The organism is Halothiobacillus diazotrophicus, from assembly GCF_001663815.1.
In the GTDB taxonomy this organism is placed as follows: Bacteria; Pseudomonadota; Gammaproteobacteria; order Halothiobacillales; family Halothiobacillaceae; genus Halothiobacillus; species Halothiobacillus diazotrophicus.
Window position 1 is genome coordinate 2,154,444 of record NZ_CP016027.1, and the last position, 23,713, is coordinate 2,178,156.

The 23,713-nt window shown below is 61.1% G+C and carries 20 protein-coding genes and 3 tRNA genes; 11 read left to right on the top strand and 12 right to left on the bottom strand.

Annotation, left to right across the window (positions count from 1 at the left end; translation table 11 throughout):
• Positions 1-2 precede the first annotated feature (2 nt).
• Together A9404_RS09480 and der are read left to right on the top strand one after the other, a co-directional pair.
• Positions 3-1,352 (top strand): hypothetical protein, encoded by a 1,350-nt coding sequence (locus A9404_RS09480; protein ID WP_156521301.1) that lies wholly within the window; start codon positions 3-5, stop codon positions 1,350-1,352.
• Between the two features lie 70 nt (positions 1,353-1,422).
• Positions 1,423-3,063 carry a ribosome biogenesis GTPase Der gene (der, locus tag A9404_RS09485; RefSeq protein WP_066100765.1) on the top strand — a complete coding sequence of 547 codons (1,641 nt, stop codon included), beginning with the start codon at positions 1,423-1,425 and terminating at the stop codon, positions 3,061-3,063.
• Positions 3,064-3,098: 35 nt separating this feature from the next.
• Here the strand turns inward: der and cysZ are convergent, their stop codons facing one another.
• The 12 genes from cysZ to A9404_RS09545 form a co-directional block, all read right to left on the bottom strand.
• On the bottom strand, positions 3,099-3,833 hold the full coding sequence (cysZ, locus tag A9404_RS09490; RefSeq protein WP_066100768.1) for a sulfate transporter CysZ: 735 nt from the start codon (positions 3,831-3,833) through the stop codon (positions 3,099-3,101).
• A 30-nt stretch (positions 3,834-3,863) separates the two neighbouring features.
• Entirely contained in the window at positions 3,864-4,820 is a 957-nt protein-coding gene (gene ispH, locus A9404_RS09495; RefSeq protein WP_066100771.1) for a 4-hydroxy-3-methylbut-2-enyl diphosphate reductase, read from the bottom strand.
• Complete coding sequence (locus A9404_RS09500) at positions 4,817-5,290, bottom strand: FKBP-type peptidyl-prolyl cis-trans isomerase (RefSeq protein WP_066100774.1); 474 nt, start codon at positions 5,288-5,290, stop codon at positions 4,817-4,819. The genes ispH and A9404_RS09500 overlap by 4 nt, the downstream gene beginning before the upstream one ends.
• The gene (lspA, locus tag A9404_RS09505) at positions 5,287-5,865 is read right to left on the bottom strand and encodes a signal peptidase II (RefSeq protein WP_066100777.1); all 579 of its coding nucleotides are present in this window, start codon (positions 5,863-5,865) and stop codon (positions 5,287-5,289) included. The genes A9404_RS09500 and lspA overlap by 4 nt, the downstream gene beginning before the upstream one ends.
• Positions 5,866-5,873: 8 nt before the next feature.
• Entirely contained in the window at positions 5,874-8,690 is a 2,817-nt protein-coding gene (gene ileS, locus A9404_RS09510; protein WP_066100780.1) for an isoleucine--tRNA ligase, read from the bottom strand.
• 154 nt (positions 8,691-8,844) lie between these two features.
• Positions 8,845-9,456: a GspH/FimT family pseudopilin gene (locus A9404_RS09515; RefSeq protein WP_082922876.1), complete on the bottom strand. Its 612-nt coding sequence runs from the start codon at positions 9,454-9,456 to the stop codon at positions 8,845-8,847.
• A 128-nt stretch (positions 9,457-9,584) separates the two neighbouring features.
• Positions 9,585-10,058, bottom strand: coding sequence for a type IV pilin protein (locus A9404_RS09520; protein ID WP_231880896.1), 474 nt, complete (start codon positions 10,056-10,058; stop codon positions 9,585-9,587).
• Positions 10,059-10,075: 17 nt separating this feature from the next.
• On the bottom strand, positions 10,076-13,660 hold the full coding sequence (locus A9404_RS09525) for a pilus assembly protein (protein ID WP_066100786.1): 3,585 nt from the start codon (positions 13,658-13,660) through the stop codon (positions 10,076-10,078).
• A 41-nt stretch (positions 13,661-13,701) separates the two neighbouring features.
• The gene (locus A9404_RS09530) at positions 13,702-14,316 is read right to left on the bottom strand and encodes a pilus assembly PilX family protein (protein ID WP_082922877.1); all 615 of its coding nucleotides are present in this window, start codon (positions 14,314-14,316) and stop codon (positions 13,702-13,704) included.
• Position 14,317: 1 nt separating this feature from the next.
• Positions 14,318-15,346: a PilW family protein gene (locus tag A9404_RS09535; protein WP_082922878.1), complete on the bottom strand. Its 1,029-nt coding sequence runs from the start codon at positions 15,344-15,346 to the stop codon at positions 14,318-14,320.
• A complete protein-coding gene (pilV, locus tag A9404_RS09540; protein ID WP_082922879.1) occupies positions 15,343-15,873 on the bottom strand; it encodes a type IV pilus modification protein PilV in 531 nt (176 codons plus the stop codon). The genes A9404_RS09535 and pilV overlap by 4 nt, the downstream gene beginning before the upstream one ends.
• Complete coding sequence (locus A9404_RS09545) at positions 15,845-16,465, bottom strand: GspH/FimT family pseudopilin (RefSeq protein ID WP_082922880.1); 621 nt, start codon at positions 16,463-16,465, stop codon at positions 15,845-15,847. Before A9404_RS09545 ends, pilV begins: the two co-directional genes overlap by 29 nt.
• A 280-nt stretch (positions 16,466-16,745) precedes the next feature.
• Here A9404_RS09545 and nadA point away from each other — a divergent pair, with 280 nt between their 5' ends.
• From nadA to A9404_RS09590, 9 genes are all read left to right on the top strand, one after another.
• Positions 16,746-17,855 carry a quinolinate synthase NadA gene (gene nadA, locus A9404_RS09550; protein WP_082922881.1) on the top strand — a complete coding sequence of 370 codons (1,110 nt, stop codon included), beginning with the start codon at positions 16,746-16,748 and terminating at the stop codon, positions 17,853-17,855.
• Positions 17,856-18,091: 236 nt separating this feature from the next.
• Positions 18,092-18,541, top strand: coding sequence for a DsrE family protein (locus tag A9404_RS09555; protein ID WP_066100789.1), 450 nt, complete (start codon positions 18,092-18,094; stop codon positions 18,539-18,541).
• Between the two features lie 169 nt (positions 18,542-18,710).
• Positions 18,711-20,561: a cation:proton antiporter gene (locus tag A9404_RS09560; protein ID WP_066100792.1), complete on the top strand. Its 1,851-nt coding sequence runs from the start codon at positions 18,711-18,713 to the stop codon at positions 20,559-20,561.
• A gap of 103 nt (positions 20,562-20,664) precedes the next feature.
• Positions 20,665-20,740 (top strand) — tRNA-Gly (locus tag A9404_RS09565).
• Position 20,741: 1 nt separating this feature from the next.
• A tRNA-Val gene (locus A9404_RS09570) sits at positions 20,742-20,817 on the top strand.
• 13 nt (positions 20,818-20,830) lie between these two features.
• Positions 20,831-20,907, top strand: a tRNA-Asp gene (locus A9404_RS09575).
• Between the two features lie 177 nt (positions 20,908-21,084).
• Positions 21,085-21,876: an ABC transporter permease gene (locus A9404_RS09580; protein ID WP_066103160.1), complete on the top strand. Its 792-nt coding sequence runs from the start codon at positions 21,085-21,087 to the stop codon at positions 21,874-21,876.
• Between the two features lie 3 nt (positions 21,877-21,879).
• The gene (locus A9404_RS09585) at positions 21,880-22,596 is read left to right on the top strand and encodes an ABC transporter ATP-binding protein (protein ID WP_066100795.1); all 717 of its coding nucleotides are present in this window, start codon (positions 21,880-21,882) and stop codon (positions 22,594-22,596) included.
• 217 nt (positions 22,597-22,813) lie between these two features.
• Positions 22,814-23,704, top strand: a complete 891-nt coding sequence (locus tag A9404_RS09590) for an FkbM family methyltransferase (protein WP_066100797.1) — start codon at positions 22,814-22,816, stop codon at positions 23,702-23,704.
• The last annotated feature ends 9 nt before the right edge of the window (positions 23,705-23,713 follow it).

Here is a 23,713-nt window from a genome sequence, read left to right on the forward strand (position 1 = left end):
GCATGGGTGGGGGCATTCGGTGGCGTTCGGCCAGTGATCCTGATCCGTCGAAGCGTTTTTTCTGGCGACTTCTGGGGCGGATGGCGCCCCTCGCCATTCTGATTTTTCTGCTTTGGGCGTACGTCCTGCCCTATCAGGCGGCGGTACAGATCGACAAATCGCTGGCCGTGTGGGCTCGGGCACACGCCGGATGGCGGTTGGAGCGCCTCGGGGGCGGTGCCTACGAGCGCAGCTATCGCATCACCTGGACGGCGCAAGCGGATAGCGCGCCGTCGATCCGGGCCGGGCTCACGGTGCGAATTCGGCCGGTGGGCTGGTCGTCCGATCAGGGGCAGCGGCAGTGGGGCTGGGCGACGTTCTCCCTGTCGATGGCACCCGATAGTCCGATCCAGATGTTCCGTTGGCCCGATGACCCCTGGCATTTGAGTGGATTGGTCGGCTGGCTGGGTACCTGGGAGATGGCACTGCCCCGGTCCGGGCCGGAAAGCGGCTCGGCACACCTGACGTACGATCCCCGGTCCGGTCGCTGGCAGGGGGCCCTGAACCTGCCCGCCTGGACCGTGAAGACCCCGTCGTCTACTTGGCGATTCGGTCGGAGCAGTATCGATCTCGATCTGCACATCAGTCCGGCGACGGGCGACAGCACGCCATTTGCCGGTATCTTGGGCGAAGTCGGCGTGGATGTCCGGCGCCTGGGCTGGGTGGGACCGACGGAACGCGGTCTGGTGGATGATGTGCAGGCCCGATTGCGGCAGAGTGCCCATCATGCCGGTAAGCTACGTGACCTGATCGGATCGGTGTCCATTGGTGCGGCGCGATCGGTAGCCACAACACTCGGCGCGTCGCAGGTGACGTTCGGCATTTTCGATGCCGAGCCCGACGTGCTTCAGCGACTGGTCGATCTTGGGCTACGCATCCCGACGCTCGCTGTAACGCCGCCCGCAGTGGCGACCCCGGATGCGTTATGGTCCGCGCTGGAACACGATCGCGCCCAGCCGGCGCTGATGGACCTCCTGAACGCCTTGCGGCGGGCCGAGGTGCATCTGGACGCGCTGCGCTATCAGGGCCCCCAAGGCAGCGTGGCCGTTCGAGGCGTGGCCTATGGTCCGCGGTTTTCCATGTCAGCTTCTTCCCCGAAGCGTGCCGGCGAGGTGCCCTGCTGGCAGGCACAATTCGCCATCGAGATGGATGATGCCTGGTTGGCGCAGTGGCCGAGCGACGAGGTTCTGCGCTGGTCCGCCCGGCTGCAGCATCGGCAGAACCGATGGGTGGGCGACTTTGCGTACGGGGTGAAGGGGTGGCAGGTTTCGTCGCGTCCGGTGGATATTTCGACAATCCCACCGCAAGACTGAGATAATCCCGCCATGATTCAGGCCGCCGTCCGTTTGATCGGCGTGCCTCGACAACTTCCTGGAAAAACTCATGAAACCTGTAATTGCCCTTGTGGGCCGCCCCAATGTGGGCAAGTCGACCATGTTCAATCAGATGACCCGTTCGCGCGCCGCGCTCGTGGCGGATTACGCGGGACTGACCCGCGACCGCCAGTACGGCACGGCACGGCACGAGGATCAGGATTTCATCGTGATCGACACGGGGGGCTTGACCGGCGAACGGGGCGGTATCGAGGCGCTGATGCAGGATCAGGCCTGGGCGGCAGTCGAGGAGGCGGATTGCGTGGTGTTCATGGTGGATGCGCGGGCTGGCCTGACGGTGGCGGATCAGGAGATCGCCGAGCGCCTGCGTCGTTCCAGCAAGCCCATCCTGCTCGTGGTGAACAAGGTCGACGGCGTCGACGAATCCCTGGTTCAGGCCGAGTTCGCGCGCCTGGGTCTTGGGGAGCCCGTGTTCACTACGGCCTCCCACGGTCGGGGCATTGCCGCGGTCTGGGAAGGCGTGCTCGCGCTCATGGCCACGCGCAAGATCATCATCGCGGACGAGCCCGAACTGGAGGAGGGCGCGATTCGCGTCGCGCTGATCGGCCGTCCGAACGTCGGCAAGTCCACCCTGACCAACCGTCTGCTCGGCGAGGATCGGGTGCTGGCCTTCGATCAGCCGGGCACCACGCGCGACAGTATCTACATTCCCTTCGAGCAGAACGGCAAGCACTACACCCTGATCGACACCGCCGGGGTGCGTCGGCGCGCGCGCGTCTCGGAGATGATCGAGAAGTTCAGCATCGTGAAAACCCTGCAGGCCATCGAGGCGGCCAACGTCGTGATCCTGGTCTGCGATGCGCACGAAGGGATCAGCGAGCAGGATCAGCACCTGCTGGGCTTCATTCACGATCGGGGCCGCGCGCTGGTCATCGCCATCAACAAATGGGACAACATGACCGATTACGCGCGGGACGAGGTCAAGCGACAGATCGATCTGAAGCTCAACTTCATCAACTACGCCAAGATGCATTTCATCTCCGCCCTGCACGGCACGGGGGTGGGCCATCTGTTCGAAAGCGTGGACGCCGCGTACGCAGCGGCCATGCGCGACATCAACACCAATGTGCTGACCCGTTCCCTCGAGGCCGCGGTGTTCGCGCACCAGCCGCCGCTGATTCACGGTCGGCGGATCAAGTTGCGCTATGCCCACCAGGGTGGGGTGAACCCGCCGATCATCGTGATCCATGGCAAGCAGACCGATCGCTTGCCGGGCAACTATTCCCGTTATCTCGAAGGGTGGTTCCGCCGCGAGTTCGATCTGATGGGGACGCCGGTGCGTCTGGAGTTCCGCACGGACAGCAATCCCTACGAGGGCAAGTACGACAATCGGACCCCGTTGCAACGGTTCAAGGAAAAGAAGGCAGAACGCCAGATTGCCGGCATGAAGCGCAAATCGGCGGCCAATGCCGAGCGTCGGGCCCGTGCCGAGGCGGCGGCAGGCGGCGGTGCCGGCACGGCCTCAAGCAAGACAGCGAAATCTCCGGCGCGTCCGGCCGCCAAGGCGGCGGCAAAACCGACCGGGCGCAAGAGCGGGCCAAGTGCGAATACCGGTGCCCGGCCCGGTGCGAAGGCGTCCCGGAAGCCCGCCGGAGCGCCGTCCGGGCGCGGGGGCAAATCCGGCCGCTGATAAACGACAAACGACAAACCCTGAGCTGGCACGCGTTACTGTTCGGTCTTGATTGCTCGCGTGGTCAGGGCCGCGTTGCCTTGCTCGACCCACATCAGCGTTGCCGCGCACACCCCGACGGGCAGTGCCAGAAAGTTCAGCACGGGCACCAGGGTCATCCCGGTCATGGCAGCGCCGAAACCAAAACTCGTCACCGGCATGGCCCGCAACAGGCGCCGCTGTTCGCCGAATTCCACCTGATGATTGCCGGCGGGCGCATCGAGGTACTGCAGGCTCATCATCCAGGCCGAAAAGGCGAACCAGAGGAAGGGCGCGGCCAGATTCAGCACGGGAATCAGGAACAGGATGAGCAGCGGTATCGCGCGCAGGGCGAAGTAGAGGAGCTTGCGGGTTTCCGCGGCCAGCGTCTTGACCACCATCACCCAGAGCGGTGTCGTGTCCTCCGGCGGCGCCCGACCGGTCAATTGCGTTTCCAGCTTCTGAGCCAGAAGGGCATTGAACGGTGCGGCGATGAAGTTGGCGACCAGCGTGAAGGTGAAGAACGCCACGATCATCAGACCGATGAACAGAATCGGCAGGATCAGCCAGTTGAGGAATGTCAGCCAGCCGGGTAGCAAGTGATCAAGCCACTGGTGGGCATAGTGCAACGCTGCCCAGGTGCCAGCGGCAAACAGCAGGCTGTTGATGGCCAGCGGAATGAGGGTGAACCGGCGGATGCCCGGTCGCCACATCAGGCCGAAACCTTTCAAGACATAGGCGAAACCATTCATATCGATACCAGGGCCATGACGTTCACGAGGTCAGGCCTTACTGCTGTGTTCGGGACGCAATGCCTTGGGTACGGCAAACACCATATTCTCCACCACCAGCGGCGGTTTTTCCTCCATGGTGGCCGCGAACCGGAGCTTGAGGTGCTCGATGACCTGCTGGACCAGAATTTCCGGTGCCGAGGCGCCGGCCGTCACACCCACACGCTCGCAGGCGCCGAACCAGTCGTCGGCAATGTCCTCCGCCCCATCGATCAGGTAGGCGGCGATCCCGGCCTGTTCGGCGATCTCCCGCAGACGATTGGAGTTGGAGCTGGTCTTGGAGCCGACGACGAGGATCACGTCGCATTCGTCGCTTAGGGCGCGCACCGCGTCCTGACGATTCTGCGTGGCGTAGCAGATGTCGTCCTTGCGCGGTCCTTCGATATGGGGAAACCGCTCGCGCAGCGCGGCAATGATTGCCTGGGTCTCGTCCACGGAGAGCGTCGTCTGGGTCGAGTAGGCCAGACCCTTGCCGGGCGGGAGGTCCAGTCGGGCCACGTCGCCGATGCGTTCGATCAGATGGATCCGCCCACCGTATTTGGGGTCGAAGTGCCCCATGGTGCCCTCGACTTCCGGGTGGCCGGCGTGACCGATCAGGATGACGTCCCGCCCTGCGCGCGCATGGCGATCGACCTCCATGTGCACCTTGGTGACCAGCGGGCAGGTCGCATCGAAAATCCTCAGGCCACGGGCCGCCGCGGTTTCCTCGATCGCGCGGGAGACGCCGTGGGCCGAGAAGATCAGTGTGGCCTCGTCCGGCACCTCGCTCAATTCCTCGATGAAGATGGCGCCCTTGCTGCGCAGGTTGTCGACGATATACCGGTTGTGCACGATCTCGTGGCGCACGTAGATGGGCGCGCCGAACAGGTCGAGCGCCCGGTCGACGATCTCGACGGCGCGGTCGACGCCGGCACAGAAGCCGCGGGGGTTGGCAAGCTGGATCTTCATTCGGGGGTCTCGCAGGTTTGGCCGTCGATCGCCAGCACGTGGACGAGAAACTGGATGTTCAGCCCGGCCAGGGGATGGTTGAAGTCGACGGTGAGCGTGTCTTCGTTGATAGCCCGGACGGTGCCTGCCACGGGTTCGCCGCTCGGCAGGCTGAATTCCACCACATCGTCGATGGCGATCGTCAGATGGTTCGGGATATCCGAACGGGGCAGTTCGTGCACCATGTCGGGGTCCGGGTTGCCGAAGGCGTATTCCGGGGTCAGCAGGATCCGGGTCCGTTCACACAGAGGCAGGCCGATCAACGCCTCCTCCAGCATGGGGGCAAAACTGCCGTCTCCCAGCGTGAACGCGAAGGGTTCGGCATCGAAGGTAGAGTCCACCACCCGGTCGTCGGGCAGACGGACTTCATAGTGCAGAACGACGGCGGTACCGCGTTGAATGGTCGGCAGGTCGGGTGTGCTCGCGGTCATGAGGAGCGCGCTCCCTGAGCCCGACTGGGCGTTTTGGCCGGTAGGATTTCGACGACGAGCAGCAGAATCACGCCGATGGTAATGGCCGAGTCGGCAACGTTGAAGGCGGGCCAGTGATAGCCGAAGGCGTGAAAGTCCAGAAAATCCACGACATAACCGATCAACACCCGGTCGATCAGGTTGCCGATGGCGCCGCCGATGATCAGGGCGATGGCGAACTTGATCAGGATCAGTCCTCGACGCTTGGGAACGATGGCCTGTCTGCCGGGAATCCGCAGCAGCCACACCAGCAGCCCGCCGGCGATCAGTACGGCGAGAGTAGCGAATCCCCAGCGTTGCCAGCCACTGGCCTGTGCCAGCAGCGAGAATGCCGCGCCATGGTTGTAGAGTAGGGTCAGATTGAAGAAAGGCGTGATCGCCTCCGGCGTGGCGAACGTCAGGAAGTGGGTGGCCGCCCACTTGGTAGCCCAGTCGGTACCGATCACGATCAGGGACAGCCACAACCAATTCAGGTTGCCCCAGTACAGGCGGCCGGGGCGATGATCCTGCGTGTCGATGTGCTTAGCTGTGTCCATGTCCGTACTCATGCCCAGACCCGCTTTTCGCCATCGCCGTCGATGTTCTCGATGCAGCGACCGCAGAGGGTCGGATGGGCGGCATGGCTGCCCACGTCGGCCTGATGGTGCCAGCAGCGGTCGCACTTCGGCGACTCGGCGGCGGCGATCGACACGGCGACCTCGGTGCCGTTCGGCAATTCCTCGGGCGCCAGATCCTTGGGTGCCGCATCCAGCGCGTCGATGACCAGTTCCGAGACGATCAGCACGAAACGCAGTTCGTCGGCGATCGGCGCCAGGAAGCCCTGCAGGGCCGGATCCACGTACAGGGTGACGCGGGCGGTCAGATTGCCCTTGATCCGTTTTTCGTTCCGGGCCGTTTCGGCATGGCGGTTCACCACGTCGCGCAGGGCGATGATGCTGGCCCAGAAGGCCCGGTCCTCGTCACGCAGGACGCTGTGCAGGTCGTCGGTGTGCGTTGCGAGGAACACGGAGGCCGGGCGCGGCGACGCCAGGGCGGGCAGGAAGCCCCACAACTCGTCGGCCGTGAAGGAGAGCACGGGCGCGATCCAGCGCGTCATGGCTTCGATCACCCGCCACATCACGGTCTGGGCCGAACGCCGCATGCGGGCGTTCTTCTGGCCGGTGTAGATACGGTCTTTCACGATGTCGAGGTAGAAGGCGCCCAGCTCGATCGAACAGAAGTGATGCACCCGAGCGATCAGGGTATGGAAGTCGTAGTTGGCGTAATCGGCCAGCACGTCCCGATGCAACTGCGCCGCGTGATCGAGCAGCCAAGCGTCCAGCGGCAGCAGATCGGCATCGGCCACGCAGTCGGTGTTCGGGTCGAAGTCGTTGATGTTCGCCAGCAGATAGCGGGCGGTGTTGCGGATGCGACGGTAGGCATCGCCTGCACGCTGAAGAATTTCGTCGGAGACGGTCATTTCGCCCGAGAAATCGGTCGAAGCCACCCAGAGGCGCAGCACGTCCGCGCCCATCTTGTCGATGACCTTCTGCGGCGCGATCACGTTGCCGAGGGATTTGGACATCTTGCGGCCCTGACCGTCGACGGTGAAGCCATGGGTCAGCACGCCGCGATAGGGTGCGGTTTCCTTGAGTGCGACGGCCGTGAGCAGGGATGACTGGAACCAGCCGCGATGCTGATCGGAGCCTTCCAGATAGAGGTCGGCCGGCCAGGTCAACTCGGGACGGCGGGTCAGCACGGACCAATGGGTCACCCCGGAATCGAACCAGACGTCGAGCGTGTCGGTGACCTTTTCGTAGCGGTCGGCTTCGGCACCCAGCAATTCGGCGGTATCGAGATCGAACCAGGCATCGATCCCGGTCTGCTCGATACGTTCGGCGACCTGCTGCATCAGGGCCGGCGTGTTCGGGTGCGGCTGGCCGGTCTGCTTGTCGACGAACAGGCAGATCGGCACGCCCCAGGTACGCTGGCGCGAGATGCACCAGTCCGGCCGGTTCTCGATCATGCCCGCGATACGCTGCTCGCCCCAGGCCGGGACGAAGCGCACGTCTTCGATGGCGGTCATGGCCTGTTCGCGCAGGCCGTTCTGGGTCATTGAGATGAACCACTGGCCGGTTGCGCGGAAAATCAGCGGGGTCTTGTGCCGCCAGCAGTGCGGGTAGCTGTGGGTGAAGCGGCTATGGGCCAGCAGGGCGCTGGATTCGCGGAGGATCTCGAGGATGCGGTTGCCGCCTTCCTTGAGGGAAAGGCCGCCGACCTGCGGGGTGTCCGGCAGGAAGTGCCCGCTGCCGTCGACGGGATTGTCCACCGGGAGGTTGTAGCGCAGGCCGACCTTGAAGTCGTCCTCGCCGTGCGCGGGCGCGGTGTGAACGGCACCGGTACCGGCGTCCAGGGTGACGTGATCGCCCAGGATGACCATCACTTGCCGATCGAGGAACGGGTGCTTCAGATGGAGGCCTTCCAGCTGCGATCCCGGCGTCGTGGCGCGGACGGTGCCGCCAAGCTTCATCCGGCCGAGCGCGGATTCGCGCAGGCCTTCGGCCAGGATCAGACGCCGGCCGTCATCGAGTTCGACCAGGGCGTAATCGAGCTCGGGATTGAGCGCGACCGCCTGGTTGGCCGGCAGCGTCCAGGGCGTGGTGGTCCAGATGACGACCGAGACGGGCGTCGCGTCATCGAGGCCGAATGCACGATGGGCGGCCTGGGAATCCACGACAGAGAAGGCCACGTCGATCTGGTCGGACTGCTTGTCCTGGTATTCCACTTCCGCTTCGGCCAGGGCGGAACCGCAGTCCACGCACCAGTGGACGGGCTTCTCGCCCCGATGCAGATGGCCGCGCTCCACGATGCCCGCCAGGGCTCGGACGATGTCGGCCTCGGTGGCGAAGTTCATCGTCTTGTAGGGGTTGTCCCAATCGCCCAGCACGCCCAGGCGGACGAAGTCGGCCATCTGTCGTGCCACCTGGCTGTCGGCATAGCTGCGGCAGGCCGCCCGAAACGCCTTGGCGTCGAGTTTGGTGCCCGGCTTGCCATGCTCGCGTTCGACCATCAGTTCGATCGGCAGACCATGGCAGTCCCAGCCGGGCACGTAAGGGGCATCGAAGCCGGCCAGCTGCTTCGATTTGACGATGATGTCCTTGAGCACCTTGTTGACGGCGTGACCGATGTGAATGTCGCCATTGGCGTAGGGCGGGCCGTCGTGCAGTACGAATTTCGGGCGCCCGGCACTGGCCGCGCGAATGGCCGCATAGAGTTCCTGTTCCTGCCAGCGGGCCAGGCGTTCCGGTTCGCGCTGGGGCAGGTTGCCGCGCATGGGGAACGGGGTATCGGGGAGATTGAGGGTGGATTTGTAGTCAGTCACGGGATCGGGTCACTGCTTGGGCGATGAAAATGTCGCCTATTGTAGCAGTCAAAGCCGTGATCGGGCGCGTGTTGCTGGGGGCGGTTCGGTGTGGGGCATGGTGGATCGGAATCCCTGCACAGGATACAGGCGCCCGTGGCACCAGGCATGGGGTTCAGGGCGATGAGCAGTGGCCGTGGAGATCGACGCGCTCAACACGTACCCGACCGGAAATGGAAAGCACGAGGTCACGGGCATTGTTCTCGATCGCACTGGGTACACAGACCCGAAGTCGTCCGGCGGCGAAGGCGCCGGACACACGCTCGCCCTGCCCCATGGGCATGAACACGATGGGTTTTTTGAAGGGTGAATTTCCTGCAATGACCACGTTATCGCTAAAGGGTGTGCCTGTGCTCAGGATCGACTCTCCGCCATCCAGGACACCGTCGTGGTCCCGGTCAATAAACGCGAGCCAGCCTTTGGCCCAGTTCCAATTCGCCGATGCGAAGCAACCTTGGGCGTTCCCGGCGCACAGGGTGACCGGTGCGTTGCGGCTTACGGCAGTTTGTCGGGCAAAGGTTAGCGCGCGGTTGAAGTGATTGGCCGACGTAGCGAGGGCGTTTTGCGCCGTCATGTGCCTGAAGTTTGGAATGGCGATTGCAATGAGCACCAAGCCGATGGTCAGCGTGATCATCAGCTCGATGGCGGTCAGGCCCGTGTGCGCCCACCCCGGATGCAGCACTGGTGATCGATCGATACCGATTTCCTTGAAATCGCGGTCCAGCATATGGTGCATCCTCCCTGACGCTCTCCTCCGACGCCCTCGATGTCTGCTTCGTCGCCGGGTGGGTTGGTCGCTCCGCTACCTACCTGTCCTTGCGCATCGATGGTGTGGCTGCTTCAAGCATGGCGTGTTTACCAGCAATCGGCCACGGTACCGGAGCCGCTGACGGTGCGGGTGCCCGCCTGATTGAGAGTCAGCGTGCCACATTTCTTATCCCGGCTGGCTTGTGCCAGTTTCGGGATCGCTTGAATCGCATAGGTCGATTGTGTGGGGAAATTGGTGACGAACGAGAAACTATAGTTGTCCGCCATGCCACCGTCCGTGTCGCAGCCGAGGGCGGGAAGTGTGCCAATACTTTTTCCCGCACGATCTTTGTCGTAGGCCAAGTTGGTCGTGTAAAACCGCTCCATGTAATTCGCATGTTCCGAGAGGCAGGCTTCGGCCGCCGAACGCTTGGACTTGACCACGCTATTGATATAAGAAGGGTAGGCAATGGCCGCGATAATCGCGATGATCGCCGCGACCACCATCAGCTCGATGAGGGTGAACCCGCGCCCACGTACTGAGGAGCGAGGCATCCCTGGGATCGATGAAAGCTCATGCATGCGTATTTCCTTGTTCATTATTGGACAATCTCACGCCAGGAGACGCGGTTCAGCGTGCCCACGCTACCGGCTGTCGCAATACTACTCGTTGAGCCGTTGTCAAAACTGACCAGCATGGTGTTGCCGACGAAAATCGGGTTGTTTGGCAGGGCGTTGAAGCCAACCCCCCCGGCCGGATAGGTTTTGCCATTGATGGTAATGGTGTCGCTGCTGTCGAATTTACCGTCGCCGGTGGTATCGAAGAATACCGAAGATGGGTTGGTGCCCGTAAAGGGATCGAGCGCCATGATCCAGCCGCGTCCGGAGGGGTTGCAGACGTCTGTGGCCTGGGGGATGCGGGAGGTGCCGATCAGTAGGCTGCCCTGGAACTGATTCGGCGTGACCATCCGTTCGCCTTCGGCGCCATTCAGTGGCGAAGTGAGGTCGATGTACCAGCCGGACTTCCCGGCCATATCCGATGTGGCGGGTTTTTGCGTAAAGGCGCGCGCGCCGAGGGTGGTCGAGGTCGGGGCAACCTCGCCGATAATGCTGCGCTGCACCAGCGAGGAGCGGCCTTGGCTCAACAGGTTGCTCACGATCGAGGCGGTGCCCGACTGAGCAATCAATCCATACCAGGTCTGGGTGCTCTTGTCGTTTAGATCCGTTGAATTCAGGTATTCGCCGGTGCCGAAGAACAACCAGATATCCCCTGTTGTCGGGTTCTTGCCCGCGAGCATCCCGGCGGTGATCGGTTGCGCATTGCCCGAGGAATCGGTGGCGGTGAACAGTTTCGTGCCGAGGTTGCCCGTATTTGCCGCGGTGAGATCAAAGGACCAGACACGCCCCAGCAGATCCCCGGCATAAGCGGTCGTACTGAGTCCATTGCCGAGGTTGTCCATCCATACCGCCGGTGCTGCCAGGCCGTTATTGGTGTTTGTGTCGGTGGCATAGGCGGTTAGCGCACCGGTCTGGAGATCGAACTTCAGGAGTGCGGCCATGCCTGTGGTGCTGTTATAACCATTGCCTAACAGTACGGACCAAGTACCGTCCGCAGTCTGCGCAATAATCGGTTTTCCGGTGATTTGACCGATGTCGCCGCTGTTGGTCAAACCATCGCCGGCCGAACGTTCCCACAGGAACTGGATATTGGTTGGATCGGTCACGTCCAGCGCGTAGACGGCCTTGGCCGATCCGCGCCCCGTAGTGCCGACCAACACCGTATGCCAACTAGACGAGAAGTAGGCGTCGGCAATCGTCAACTCCCCATCGTTGAAAAACTGGTGCGGCGTCGTCGTTCCGTAGTTGGGATTGGCGAGCGTGGAGAGTCCGTTGGTGATGACGGCACCGGGGATATAGGCATAGGTTTCCTGACCGGTGCTGGCATTGAACGCATGCAGCATGCCGTCGTTTGCCGCCACGAAAATGACCGGGGTGCGGCCCGCTTGGGCTGAGGCAAAGGCGGCATAACTGCTGGAGCCGGAAAAGGTTTGACCCACAAATCGGTTGGGATCTGGGGCGCCCTCATACACGGGTTGCGAGTTGACGATGTCTCCGAGCGCCGTGGTCCTGTTGCGATAGGTGCCATTGTTCCTTTGCTCGTAGGTGGGGTCGCCACGCAGGTAGTTGATCATCGCCTGTGCGTTGGTGCTGCCGCCCAAAGCGGTCACTTCGGCGGTCGAGAGTTTGGTGGGGTCGCTGAAAGGAACATATTTGGCGCTGGCCGTGCTGCCGGCCGGGTTGTAGGTGTAGATCGTTCGACTGGCGGCGGTCGACTGCGTCAAGCCGCTCAGGTTCGTACCCGCGCTCCAGTTGGGGGTGGCGGCGATTGTGCCGTTGTTGGGGTCGACGGTAAACGCTTTCAAGTCGCCCGTCCATTTGCCGGTATGGTAGATCGACTGGTACGTCGTGGTGCCCGTGGACAGTTTGGTGGAGTTGGCGGCGAGGCTGGCGCCGGAGCCCACGCGCTCGGTTGCGCGGCGCAGTGCATCCTGAAGGCCGCTTGCGAAAGCCTGCGGACTGGTGGCCGAATAAAATCCGCCATGCCCATCGACCGCGGCATGGGCCAGATCGGCGATATTGTTGATGGAATTCGAAGCAGGTTGCGGCCAGCTGAATCCGCTGATCGCCGCGCCGCCGTTAGCCCAGCTGAAGATTTGATCGACGGTGGTTCCGGCGGGCGAGATGCCGACCGGGGTGAACCCCAAACCCAGGGTGAATGTCACCATATGCTGCCAAAATGCCGGATCGGCGGTGCTGGTCGGCACCTCATTGGCCACCGTGCTACGCAGATCGGTGGACCAATACTTCATGGCCACGTCGGCAAGCGTGTTCGCGTAGGTGTCGGCGTACGGCGCGGCTGCCGTGTATGTGTAGGTCTGCTGGTTCGGCCCGGTGATGGTGGTGCCATTGGTGCCATCGACGTTGTCGACGTTGGGGGACGAGCCGTTCCAGAAGCCGTCGGTCGTCAGGATGGTATAGGACTGGCGGCAGGCGAGTTCGGTCGTATCTGCCGTACTGGTTTGCCACGGTTGCGCCGTTTGGTAATAGCTGCCCACGGCATTCAGCGCACCGCGCAACGGGGTTGAATAATTCGGGCTCTCCCCCGCCAACCACGTCCAGAACTGGGCTTTTTGGGTGCCGGAAGCGCCATTGCCGAAGGGTTGAACCGCCGCCAGTTTGTTGGAATTGTTGGTGCTTGTGGAGAAGCTGTATGTGGGCGACGGAATATTGGCGGTGTTTTGGCCGTTGATCGAGCCGAAACCCACGCGGAATGTCGGATCTACCGTGCTGAATGAGTTCATCAGTCCGCTTTTCGCCATCAGGATGCGGGTGTGGTAATAGGCGAACCAGTTGGCGATGTTTTGGCCTGCCGGAACGCCCGAGGGCGCGCTTGTGCCCGAGGTGTCGGAAGCAAGCACGCAGTTGCTCAAAGACCCGCAACTCGTGTCGGCCACGTAATGCACGACATAGGGCCCGGCCGCCGGTCCGACGGAGTATTGAAATGCGCTAGTTTCGGTCGATGTGATGGTGCAGGTTTTTTTGTTGTCGTTGTAGTTGCCCCCGGTCGCGTTAGGAGTTGATTTGTAATAGGCGACACATTGGTCGTAGGTGACGTTGCGATAGGTGTCGGTTTTGGTTGAGGCGGCGGAGTAGTTCACGTAACCCGTGTCGCTGCTGCCATTGTAGTTGGTGAGATCGACGGAGCCCGCGGCCTGGTTGAAGCCATCAAGCCAAGCGCTGACGAGGGATACGGCATTGGGATAGGCAGTGCCGTCGGCCTTGACGGGCGGGGTATAGGTAATGGTCGGGTTGTAGTAGACGCCGTTGTTGCTGGAATCGATCATGGCGTCGTTATTAATGGTGCCTTGACTGCAATCCACGCCGTTTAGATAGCAGATGTCCGGCATAAAGTCCCAGCTCATCGAACCCGAATCGTCCAGCATCAGCACGATATTCGGGGGCAGGGGTTTTTTGATGATCAAGGGTTGCTGATCCACGGTGACGGCGGCCACTGCCGGCAAGACGGGCAGCAGGGTCGCGACGATCGTTGCGGCGATGGCGGCGACGAAGCGTCGGGCAAGGCCCGTGAATGGACGACGGAGCGGGTGACGATCTCGGTTCATAACGTGATCCCTCAATGGAGACGAAGTCGTTGCGGTGTGCATCATTGCTTGACCATGGCTTGCAGGGTCACGATGGCGCGATCACCCGTGTTGGTCGGATTGCTGCTGCGTGCCGTGATGCGGTAATAGATGGCCGAGGTGGCTGTGCCCTGGGCACCGTATTGGGCGGCATTGGCCGATTGGTTGTAGCCCACATTCAAGTTGGGGTCCGGCCAGTCGCCCATGTTCTCGATAACGTATTGCGGTTGCCCGGCGGCCACCGTGTCGGCCGAGTATTGCCCCGAACCGGTGCCCTGCGGAACCGTGATGATCGCGCTGGCGGCGACCGGGTTCGCGGTGTCGGTGAAGGGGTCGCCTTGGCATAAGACGCCGCCCGCGCCGCAGTTGCGGGCGATCACGGCCGAATTGGTCAGGATGGCTGCCGCGGCGGCCCGCAGGGCGGCCTCGGTGCTCTGAAATGCGATTTCCCGATCATAGAGGTTGCTGGCCATTTTCTGTTGCATGGTCGTACCGCGGATGGCGGCGAGTCCGACCAGCGTGACGAGAACCAGCAAAACCAATGCGACGACGAGCGCTACCCCTTGCTGTCGATGGCCTTGTGGCTTGCCGGAAAGAGTCGGGCTTGTCTTCAGGGTGGTTTCAAGGAACGTGTTCATGTCAGTTCACCCGGTTTCTGAGTGTGGTTGTCGCTGTGAAGATGCGTTGAATGGGCTGTCCGTCGGTGCCGGCACGTAGATTCGCACTTTGCAGGGTGAGGGTGACCTGCACGGCATCGACCTTGAGCCAGTCAGTGATGCTGCTGGCCCCCACGAACGCATTGGCGTTGGCACCGTTGCTTTGGTGATAGGTGATTTGCATGTCGGTCACGTCGCGCACCATTTCCTGGGGGGTCGGGGTGGGCGTGCCCGCATTGTTGACCAGAGCAATGCGGTAGAGGGAGCGGCCGCCCACCGGGTTGTTGCCGATATACCAGTCCGTGGCGGCCAGTTTGGCGATCTGGGAGTTGGGCGTGAACGTATAGGTGTTGCCGTTGGTCGTGCACTGGGTGGGGTATCCCAGACCCTTGGAGCAGTTGCCGGGCGTGCCCAGACCGGTGTTATGCACCAGGGAAACGTTGTTGGAGTTGTAGTTCGTGACCTGGGTAATGGCGGCGTGATCCGGATCGCAGACGATCACGACATCCCCTGCCTGAATGCTCGTGGTGGCCGCATTGATGAAGAAGGTTGCGGCGGTTGCGGTGTGTTTGACGATGCTCAGGCCGTTGCCGTCGGCCCCGATCAGTTGAATGGAGTCGGTGCCGGCCACGCGCTGGTTGAGACCGGTGCCGGTCGTGACGGCGGGATCGGCGACGCCATTGTCGTAGCCGATGACCGCATTGCCCCAGTTGGCCCACCAGTCGGTATTGGTGCCATTGGGGCCCGTTTTCAGAACGTTCGCGACGCGATCCGTATTGCCGCAGCCGGTCATGCCGGCATCCCGGATATCGCGCGCCATCAATTCGAAAGCAATGCGTGAGCTATCCTGCACATCGGCCAGCGCCTGATTGGTGCGATACGACTGTTGGTTGGAGAGAAATACGCTGACCACCCCGCCAATCACGACCAGCCCCAGGACGAGGGCGACCATGAGTTCGACGAGGGTGAAACCGCGTGATGTTGAACCCGTGTGCTTGAGGAGCTGGCTCATAACATGGCCTTGGTCGTGATGGTTTGATTGGTGGCGCCGACCGCGCCCGCGCCCGTCCCGGTCGTGCCCGCGCGGCTGTCGTCGAATTGGATCGTGACGGTGCAGTTGCCCGTTGCGGCGCAGTTGACGGTGCCTTTGGTGCTGGCAAGCGCCCCGAAGTTCTGAACCAATTCTTGCTTACACCAGGCTTTGAGTTGCGATTGCGCGAGGGTGCTCGTGGCGGTGGGGCAGGCATTGGCGGTGACGGTGCCGTTGTAGGCGCCCGCCAAGGCATTGGTACGATCCGCGCGCATCGCGTCCAGGATGGAATAGCTGGCAATGGTGGCCATGGATCGACTCATGGCGCTGTTGTTGGTCGAGAGCGACTTGGCTTGCAGCGCGGCCATGCCGAGAAAACCGATGGATAGAACCAGCACGGCAATGAGCACTTCGATCAGGCCGACCCCCGCTTGTCGGGATCGAACCGGTGGACGGCCCTGCGGTAACCGCGCGCCTCGTTTATTGGTTGCAGGGATTGGGTTGCGCATTTGGGCATGCTCCTGTCGACGTCACGGTGCAGGTGCGCACCACGGATCCCGTGGCGATATACACGCAGCGCCGGTTGTTCGATGAAATTTTGGTGGTGAAGAAGTCGGCGACCAGTCCGGTGTAGGGCGAATTGGCACCGACTGCTGTCCCTAGACCCTGTCCGGAGAAATTCAATCGCGTGAAATTTTGCACCGAGACGGGCGCCGCGAGCCCGACGATCCCCGCATTGATCAGTGTGGCACTTCCGTCGGGGAGGGTGGCATACACCGCGCCTGCTTGGGTGCCGCAGGCCGTGCCGAGCGTGTCTGATCCATTGCCCGTATTGCTACAGATGGTGACGAGGTTGTTCCGTTTGATCGCCTCCAGACGCGCCGTATTGAGGGCGGTGACCAGCCCGTTGGCCACGGTCGTGAGTTTGTTGGATACAGTGAGATAGTTGAAGCTGGGTATGGCGATGGCAATCAGAATCACGGCGACGGTCAGCGTGACCATCAGTTCGATCAGCGTAAACCCCCCGATGCGTGATCGAGGAGGAAGGTGTTCTTGCGATGCTCTGGTCGGCAAGCCGCTTGTTGTTTTGTTGTGGTTCATGCCTGTCCATCCTTTTTGGTCTATCTATCGAATCATAGCGTCGTTTGCGAGGCCAGAGGTGCGGTGCTGAGCGGTGCAATTGAGCCGATGAACGGCGCTCTCAGAGATATTGGGGTGGGGTGTCCATCCAGGAGGTCGGCCCCCCGAGTGCGTGGTCCCTGCTACACGGTCCCTTCTATCAGGGCGTATAATCCGGGTTCCCATAGCGTTCGTCCCGGCCAGTCGCATTGGTCCGGGGCGATCCAGCGCAGCATCTGAAACATCGTCTGAGGAATTCGCCATGAATACCGAATCCCCCGTTCTTACGGATGCGGCCGTCGCCGTGCCCGCCGCCAAGGAATCGCTGATCAATCGCTTGGCAATCACGGCGGAGCAGCCTGTGACGGTTGCGCCACTCGACGAGGCAGCGTTGATCGCTCGTATCAAGGCGAAACTGGTCGAACAGAATGCCGTGATGGTCGTTCATTATTATGTGGATGCCGTGCTGCAGCGGCTGGCCGATGAGACGGGCGGGCGGGTGTCCGATTCCCTCGACATGGCCGCCTTCGGTGCGGAGAGCGCCGCGCAGACGCTGGTGGTCTGCGGCGTGCGGTTCATGGGTGAGACGGCCAAGATCCTGAGCCCCGAGAAGCGCGTCATCATGCCGACGCTACAAGCCGAGTGCTCCCTGGATCTCGGCTGTCCCGCGGATGAGTTCACGGCGTTCTGCGATGCGCACCCCGACCGTACCGTGGTCGTCTACGCAAACACGTCCGCGGCCGTGAAGGCGCGGGCAGACTGGGTCGTCACGAGTTCGAACGCGCTGGAGATCGTCGGGCATCTGCGTGACCGGGGAGAGAAGATTCTCTGGGCACCGGACCGTCATCTCGGGCGATATATCCAGGAAAAAACCGGCGCGGACATGCTGCTGTGGCAGGGGAGTTGCATCGTGCACGACGAGTTCCGGGCAGAGGCGTTGGCCGATCTGAAGCGGCAGCACCCCGAGGCGGCGGTGCTCGTCCATCCCGAATCGCCCAAAGCCGTGGTGGATATGGCCGATGTCGTGGGTTCGACCAGTCGTCTGATCCGTGCGGCCATCGAATTACCCAACGAAACCCTCATCGTGGCGACCGACAAGGGCATTTTCTACAAGATGCACGAAGCCGCACCGCACAAAACCTTGATCGAGGCCCCGACCCGGGGCCATTCGGCCACCTGCGTCTCCTGTGCGCATTGTCCCTGGATGGCGATGAACGGGCTGGTCAATGTACTGGCGGCGCTGGAGAATCCTGCTGCGCATGAAATCCAGGTGTCGGAGCCGGTGCGCGTCGAGGCGGTTCGATCCATCGAGCGCATGCTCGATTTCTCCCGGGCGCGGGGCATTGTCACCCGGGGAAACAACGACGCCTGAGTTGATGCCGTTGATGCGGCTCGGTGCCGTGCCCACGAGTGACCGGATGGTTATCGGGCGTCGCGACGGGTAAGGTCGAGGTCGGTGGGTCTGAGAAAAGAATTAGTATTTAATTATTTTCGTAGCTGTCGTTTTAATTTATTTGTTAGGGCGCTTCTGGGATATAAAAGTCTTATTTCTTTAAGTTGGTTTAGTGTTTTACTCTGGTACCTCGAATTAATCGAGGGATAAGAGTAATGAAACGTATAATTTCTGCTTCAATATTGGCTTTTTTAGGTTTGTTTCTTTTTCATGGCGCCAGTGCCGTGGCCGGGTCGGACACCATGAAGCGTGCGGTCGTATACCATCTTGACAGTGCGGATCTCGATCATGAAAAGGCCACCTTGCGGAATATCAACAACCATATCAACTCTCCCTCGGGGCCGACAACCCAGATTGAACTCGTGATCCATGGCGGCGGCATCAACTTGCTGACAGCGGCCAAAAAGGACGAGCAACTGCAGGCCAGCATCGATGGTTTGAAGATGAATGGCGTTAAGATCAAGGTGTGCAATAACACCCTGAAGAGCAAGAAGCTGGACTACAAGACGGATCTTTACGATGTCCATGGCGAGGATATCGTGCCCTCCGGCGTAGCCTACTTGGCGGACAAGCAATTTGAAGGGTGGGCTTATATTCACCCCTAACGTAGTCTGACGGAGTCCGTAGTGTTAGGCTTTTGCCCCGCCATTTGGCGGGGCTTTTTATTGGGGCCGCTACGCAAAATGGCCGGTGTTGTTTCTGGTGTCATCTCCCGCCGTTGATTATGATGTTTTGGACTCATTTCTATCCGGAACATCTCTGGCTCGGGGGTATATGCAAGAAGGTATTCTGCTGGCGCTGACCAGCATCATCGTCGCGGGGATTGCGGCGCAGTGGCTGGCATGGCGGGTCAAGGTGCCCGCCATTCTGTTCCTGCTCATGATCGGCGTGCTACTGGGCCCCATGCTGGGTTGGCTGAGTCCGGACGATCTATTCGGCGATCTCCTGTTCCCCATCGTGTCGCTGGCCGTGGCCGTGATCCTGTTCGAGGGCAGTCTGACGCTGCATTTTCACGAGTTGCGCGGCGTGGGCGGGTTTATCTGGCGATTGGTCAGTATCGGCGCTGCCGTATCCTGGGGCGTGGCCAGTGCCGCAGCCCATTACTTCGTGGGATTGTCCTGGGAGATGGCCGCGTTGTTCGGTGCCTTGGTGGTGGTGACCGGACCCACGGTGATCGTGCCGCTGTTACGGATCGTGCGACCAGTGCCAAAGGTCGCAACCGTGCTCCGTTGGGAAGGTATCGTGATCGATCCCATCGGTGCGTTGTTGGCAGTTCTCGTCTTCGAGTTCATTATCACCCAGATCGAGCACGCAGGTAGCGGGCTTCTGTCCGTGCTTTGGCCGTTCATTCGATTGGTCGGTCTCGGGCTGATTTTCGGCATGGGGGGCGGCTATCTGCTTGGTCTGGTTCTACGGCGACACTGGTTGCCGGAATTCCTGATCAATGTGGTCGTGCTTGCTTGTGTGCTTGCCGTATTTACCCTGTCCAACCTGCTGGCGGACGAATCAGGGCTGCTGGCGGTCACCGTGATGGGCATTCTATTGGCCAACATGCGCGGCGTGCCTCTGGCGGATGTGCTGCATTTCAAGGAATCGCTGACGATTCTGTTCATTTCGGGCTTGTTCATACTGCTCGCGGCACGTATCCACCCGGCGATGTTCTCGGCTATTGGGCTGAGTGCCATCCTGGTATTGCTGACCATCCAGTTCGTAGCGCAACCCCTGAAAGTCTGGCTCAGCGCGATCGGTTCCGGTTTGAATTGGCGGGAAAAACTCATGATCGCCTGGATCGGGCCGCGGGGGATCGTCGCTGCCGCCATCTCCGGCCTGTTTGCCCTGAAACTGTCCCAGCATGGCGTGGCGGGGGCTGATGTCCTGGTCCCGCTGACGTTCATCGTGATCGTGGGTACCGTGGTCAGCGCCTCGCTGACGGCGCGTCCGCTGGCCCAGCGGCTGGGCGTTGCCCTGCCCGAGGACAAGGGGCTGTTGATCGTTGGCATCAACCAACTGTCCCGCAAGATTGCCCAGGCGCTGAAGAAGCAGGGATATCGGGTGATTCTGGCCGATACCTCGTATGGCGACATTCGCCAGGCACGCATGGAGGGCCTGGAGACATTCTATGGCAATCCGGTTTCTGAGGCGGCCGATCGACGGCTGGATCTGGTGGGGATCGGGCGTTTGCTGGCCATGTCCGCGCAGCCGGAGATCAACAATCTCGCCGCCGTGCGCTACCGTCATGAGTTCGGTGCCGGCAACGTGTATGTGCTCAAGACGCCGCAGGAGCTGGTGGGGACGGCCAGTCAGCGCTTATCTGAGACCTTTACCGGTCGTCCGCTGTTCGGCGAGAAGGTCTCATCCGGTGAGTTGCTCGGTCTGGTCGAGCAGGGTGCGGAAATCACGACCACGCGCCTGACGCAAACCTTCGGTTGGTCGCAATACCAGAGTATCTACGCCAACCGGGGCCTGGTGTTGTTCATGATTTCCCCGCGTGGGCTGCTGTTCGTGCACGGAAGCGGGCATGAGCCGACGCCGGGTGATGGTTGGGTCATCCTGGGGCTGTATCGTCCGGAGTCTGAGAGCAGTAAGGAGGATTTACCGGAAGCGACCCAGCAATCTGCGTCCTGATCCCCTCCGGCGGATTATGAAAAAAGTGTTGCGCTGCGGATTTTGGTTTGTATAATGCGCGCTCTGTGACAAACAGCCGCGGTCAAACGGGGTTGTATGATGTGCGGGAATAGCTCAGCTGGTAGAGCGCAACCTTGCCAAGGTTGAGGTCGCGAGTTCGAACCTCGTTTCCCGCTCCACGGGTGATTAGCTCAGTTGGTAGAGCGGCGCCCTTACAAGGCGTAGGTCGGGAGTTCGAGCCTCTCATCACCCACCAAACATCAAAATTAGCAGCGGTAGTTCAGTTGGTTAGAATACCGGCCTGTCACGCCGGGGGTCGCGGGTTCGAGTCCCGTCCGCTGCGCCATATTCCAGTTAAAAGCCGCCTTAGTGCGGCTTTTTTCTTTATGGGCTGACGGTGCGTTTCCTGCGCTGCTGTCCGTTCGTGGTCCCGGAGCTGCGGGACGTCCTGTTCCTGCCCGGCGGTTTCTATTCGATCGCGTTTCTCGCTATGATGCGGGCTGTTTTTCAGAACGAGCACACCATGTCATCCCGCTGGACGGCCACACAAAACGATCTGTTCGAGGCGCTTCGAAAACTGCCCGCCGCGTTGTTTCTCTCCTGGAGCGATACCAAGGCCCGGTACAAGCGGAGCATGCTGGGTCCGTTCTGGTTGACGCTGGGAACGGCGATCGGCGTCGGTGGCCTGGGATTTGTGTGGAGCACCCTGTTCAATATGGACAAGGCGACTTTTATCCCGTTACTGACGGTCGGCCTGATCCTCTGGGGCATGATTGCCGGGATCATCACCGAGAGTAGCCAGCTGTTCATCAGTAACGCGCAACTCATTCGTAACGTGCGCATGCCCTTGTTTTTTCATCCCCTCAAGCTGATTCTCAGGCACATGATCAATTTCGCGCACAATGCCGTGGTCATCCTTGCCGTGTTCCTCATTTTCCCGCCGCAGGCGTCCTGGTCGATGTGGCTGGCCCTTCCGGGTTTCCTGCTGGTCGTGCTCAATCTGACGTGGATGAGTCTCTTCGTCGGCATGTTCGCCGCGCGCTTCCGGGATACGGAAACGGCCATCGCGAATTTCATGCCGCTGCTGTTCTTCATGTCGCCGGTACTGTTCAAGGCGGAACAGCTCGGCGTCGGCAGCTGGGTCGTGTGGATGAATCCGTTCAGCTATTTCATCAGCGTGGTGCGCGACCCCCTGCTCGGTCACCCGAGTCCGTCGTTCGTCTGGCCGGTCATGCTCACGATGACGATCCTGGGCTGGGCGATCACGCTGTGGCTGTTCAATTCGCGGCGCACCCGCATTCCCTACTGGATTTGACCCATGGCTCGTCTGGTTTTCGAGAACGTCAGCGTTCGCTACCCCATCTACAACGCCCGGGCGCAATCCCTGCGACACCAGTTCATGCGAATCGCGACCGGTGGGAAGATTGCTGCCGAGGCCGGGCAGACCGTGTCCGTCACCGCGCTGGATGACGTGAGTTTCTCGCTGGGTAGTGGCGATTCGCTGGGCTTGATCGGCCACAACGGTGCTGGCAAGAGCACCCTGCTGCGCACGATGGCTGGCATCTATACCCCGGACAGCGGTCGGGTGATCCGCGAGGGTCGCGTGGCGACGGTGCTTGAAATCGGCTCCGGCATGGATCCGGAGCTTTCCGGCTACGAAAACATTCTGAGAATGGGCATGCTGATGGGCATGAGTCTGAAGGAGGCGCGCAGCAAGATTCCCGGTATCGAGGAATTCACGGAACTGGGGGATTTTCTCAGTTTGCCCGTGCGCACCTATTCTTCCGGGATGACCATGCGCCTGATGTTCGCGGTCGCCACCAGCCACCAGCCCGATATCCTGCTGGTGGACGAGATGTTCGGCACCGGTGATGCCGGATTCCAGGAAAAGGCCAAGGCGCGCATGCATGAGTTGATTGCCAACGCCGAGATCTTCGTGTTTGCTTCTCATGATCACGCTGTCATGTCGGAGCTTTGCGACACCGTATATGAGCTACGGCATGGGAAGATTTACCCCGCCACGCTGACTGGCTGATTTGATGATGTTCCCTGTCTGCAAGGTGCTTGAGGTTCGTCAACTTCTTGTGGCGGCACGTTATGAATAGGGAAGGATTAAGCCGTAACGGTCGTCTGAGGCGAGGACGCGACTCGCTGCAGCCCTGATTTCTGCTGAAAGCATTCCCAGGAATGGCTGTAAGGGATCACCCTGATGGCCTGGGCGGGCCCGATTAGCGTTCAATTGTCCGGGAGGGATGATGATTTCATATGCCCAGAATTTCGAAGATGTCATGCTCTGGCGTGTTCTGAAACATGTTGAAAACGGATTTTATGTGGATGTCGGTGCACTGTCGCCGGAATTCGATTCCGTCACCCGATGGTTTTACGAGCAGGGTTGGCACGGCATCAATATCGAACCGAATCCCGAGTATGTCGGGAAATTGAACGAATGGCGCGGCCGGGATGTCAATCTACCGGTCGCCATCGGTGAAAGTAACGGGGTCATTGATATCAACATCGTGAGCAATCCCGGACTTTCAACGACAGATCCGCAGATTTTGGCGCAACACGTGGCATCCGGCTTTTCGGTCCGAAAAACGACCGTTTTGCTGAAAACCCTGACTTGGGTCTTCGAGCATCACGTGCCGGCGCAGCAGGACGTGCATTTCCTCAAGATTGATGTCGAGGGCGGTGAGGCGGCCGTCATTCGTGGGCTTGACTGGTCGCGGTTCCGTCCCTGGGTCGTCGTGGCCGAGGCAACCGTGCCGATGTCCAAGCACGAAAGTCATGCCGAGTGGGAGCCGACGCTGCTGGAAAACAATTATGAGTTCGCCTACGCGGATGGACTCAACCGGTTCTATGTTGCGCGGGAGCACGCTGACCTGCGTGCCGGGTTCGATTATCCCCCCAATGTCTTCGACACGTTCGTCCTGGCCAGCCAGATTCGGGCAGAAGAAAAGATCAAGGCATTGGAGGCCGTCCTGGCGGAAGGGGACAACGAACTGAGGCAGGACCTCGCACGACTTCGCGCGGCAGAGGCGCAATTCAAGCAGACGGCGATGATCCTCGAGCAGATGGAGCGGAGCAGGTCGTGGCGGTTGACGCGCCCCTTGCGACTGCTGTCCAACTTGTTTTTAAAGAATTGACCTGGAGTG